This window comes from Mesorhizobium tianshanense (assembly GCF_007830515.1).
In the GTDB taxonomy this organism is placed as follows: domain Bacteria; phylum Pseudomonadota; class Alphaproteobacteria; order Rhizobiales; family Rhizobiaceae; genus Mesorhizobium; species Mesorhizobium tianshanense.
Genome location: NZ_VLKT01000137.1, coordinates 1 through 2,832, shown reverse-complemented (window position 1 = coordinate 2,832; position 2,832 = coordinate 1). Strand labels below are relative to the sequence as shown.

The following is a 2,832-nucleotide window of genomic DNA, read 5'->3' as shown; positions in this document are numbered from 1 at the left end:
TCGTGATTCCCTCCGAGCTGCCGTCTCACAGAATCACAACCACCGAATTTCGCAACAGTCCCACAAGGGGGGAGATTGACTAAACCGCAATCCTTGGCCTTCCCGAGGCCACCGCGACCACATGCGCCTCGATGAACATGCGCTGGCCTTCGACGGTGGAGACGCGGAATTCGCTGGCGACCTCGATCTGGGCGCTGTCGGTGCCGGCATCCCTCGCCCGCCCGGCGGCGATGGCGCGGACATCGGTTTCCGCCGCCGCGATCGCCGCCGCCTCGCTAAGGAAATCGCGCACATTCTCGCCCGAGGCGACGCGAAACAGCCCTTCCTTGGGCTGGCTGACCCGCGCCTCGGCCGAAACCCTGACCTGGCCGACGACGGCGCCGAGCGCATTGGCGACATCGGTATCCTCCGGCACCACGCAGCCATTGCCGACCAGCGGCGGCAGCCCGGCATAATGCAGCGGCGCCGAGGCGCCGAGGCCGATGACCGGGCGATCGAGCGCGACGCTGAGGCGGGCGATGCCGGGATGCGCGTCGACGGCGCGCTGGACCAGCGCATGGGCGACGGTCGCCGCGCCATCGAGCCCGTCCTCGGCAAAGGCGGTTTCCAGGATGACTTCGGCCGACAGGCGGGTCAGCGTCAGCAGCACCCGCTCGGAGATCGCCTCCGGCGTCGCGGCGATGAACTGTCCCCTTCCGTCGCGCTTGCGGGCGAACAGCTCGGCGCCGAGACGGGCCGAAGCAGCATCCCAGTTCGCCTGCTTGCCCAGCACATGAGCGGCGTCCGACGGCGTGAAGCCGGCGACATGCACCAGCCCGCGCGACACCAGCCGGTTCAAGGTGGCGTTCTGGGCGTTCGAGGTCAAAAGCCGATCGAGGGCGAGCGGCACAGCACCTATCAGCTCATAGAGCTTGGCCTCGGCACCGGTCAGGCCGGCGGCGAGCCGCTCCGGCACGCCGGTGCGGACGGCGAAGCGGCCGTCCATGCGGCCGGGATTCGGCGCGCGCAGCTGGCGTTCGAGCTCCGAGGTAACGGCCTCGCCATGCACCATGCCGGCCAGCGCCAGCGGCACCAGGCGGCGCGGCCCGAGCAGAATTCGAGGGTTGAGCGCGCCATCCTCCAGCGCCACTTCGGAATCGCCGCCGAGCCCAAAGGTGCGCATGGCGACGGCCTCGACCATGGTGCGGAAGCCACCGACGGTGGCGCCTTCCGGGTCGAGCCTGGGGCGGCCCCCGTCGAGCACGGCGACATCGGTGGTGGTGCCGCCGATGTCGGAGACAACCGCATTGTCGAGCCCGGTCATGTGGCGGGCACCGACGAGGCTGGCGGCCGGGCCTGAAAGAATCGTCTCGATCGGCCGCTGGCGGGCAAAGGCCGCCGAGACCAGCGCGCCGTCACCGCGCACCACCATCAGCGGTGCGGCGATGCCGCGCGCGGCAAGAAATCCTTCGGTCGCCGCGACCAGCCGGTCGATCATCGAGATCAGCCTGGCGTTGAGCAGCGTGGTCAGCGCCCGGCGCGGGCCGCCAAGCTTGGCCGACAATTCGTGGCTGGCGGTGACCGGCAGGCCGGTCCTTTCGCGGATCAGGTCGCGGGCCGCGAGCTCATGCGCCGGGTTGCGGGTGGCGAAATAGGCGCAGACGGCAAAGCCGGACACCGAGGCGCCAAGTTCCGGCAGCGCCGCCTCCAGCCCGGACAAGTCTAGCTTGGCCGCATTGCCGTGGACATCATGGCCGCCGGGGCAGAACACCACAGGGTCGGTGCCGAGCGCGGCCTTCAGCCCATCGCGGGCGAGATCGCCCTCGGAAAAGCCGATCATCACCAGCGCCACGCGGCCGCCCTGGCCCTCGACCAGCGCGTTGGTGGCAAGCGTCGTCGACATCGACACCAGTTTTATCGCTGCAGGATCGGTGCCGGCTTTTTGCAGCACCGCATCGACCGCGCCCGATATGCCGACCGCCAGATCGTGGCGGGTGGTGAGCGCCTTGGCCTTGGCCAGCACCTTGCCGCCAGGACCGCCGGCTTCCGACCACAGCACGGCATCGGTATAGGTGCCGCCGGTATCGATGCCGAGGAACAGGGGTTTGGTCTTGGCGGTCATTGGCGGGTCCGGCGAATTTCGTCCCCGCCCCTTAGCCGATACGGAACGGCGGATAAAGCCGCGAGCGCTGGGCCAAGGGCGATGATCGTGGTGACGGCCATCTCCCCCCTCGTGGGGGAGATGGCCGGCAGGACAGAGGGGGCGCTGTCCCGCCAGCCTAGCCGTGATTACAATCCTCTCGTCAATCCATTGAGGAGGAGTTTCCAAGCCCAGCCGCAATCACAATATGCTGGCAGACATTGTCGATGTCGCGGATGATGTCGTCGTTCCAGAAGCGCAGGACGGTCCAGCCATCCTGTTCCAGACGTAATGTTCTTACCTCGTCGCCGGCGACAGCATCGCCTTGCGCATGCTGGGAGCCATCGACCTCGACGATCAGTTTCTTCTCCGGGCAAGCGAAGTCGACGATATAGCCGGCAATCGGAAATTGTCGGCGGAAGCCCAGCCCCATCAGCCGGTGTGCGCGAAGTTCGTTCCAGAGCTTCAACTCGGCTGATGTCATGACCTTGCGCATCGATCTGGCATTCGCGCGATGTTTTGAAGGCAGTGGCGTGTGAGGCATCGTCAGTGCTCGGTGGCTACTTGGGTTAGCGCTCTACGGCGCCCCCCTCTGTCCTGCCGGACATCTCCCCTCAAGGGACTGTTGCGAAATTCGGTGGTTGTGATTCTGTGAGACGGCAGCTCGGAGGGAATCACGATGGCGGTGAAGCGGACGGGTCAGTTGAGCTTGG

Annotated in this window: 2 protein-coding genes; both read right to left on the bottom strand. The window is 67.2% G+C overall.

The window, feature by feature from the left end:
- Positions 1-79 precede the first annotated feature (79 nt).
- Positions 80-2,101, bottom strand: coding sequence for a hydantoinase/oxoprolinase family protein (locus IQ26_RS38825; protein ID WP_145723569.1), 2,022 nt, complete (start codon positions 2,099-2,101; stop codon positions 80-82).
- A 181-nt stretch (positions 2,102-2,282) separates the two neighbouring features.
- Positions 2,283-2,663 (bottom strand): endonuclease domain-containing protein, encoded by a 381-nt coding sequence (locus tag IQ26_RS38820; protein WP_145723568.1) that lies wholly within the window; start codon positions 2,661-2,663, stop codon positions 2,283-2,285.
- Positions 2,664-2,832 lie beyond the last annotated feature (169 nt).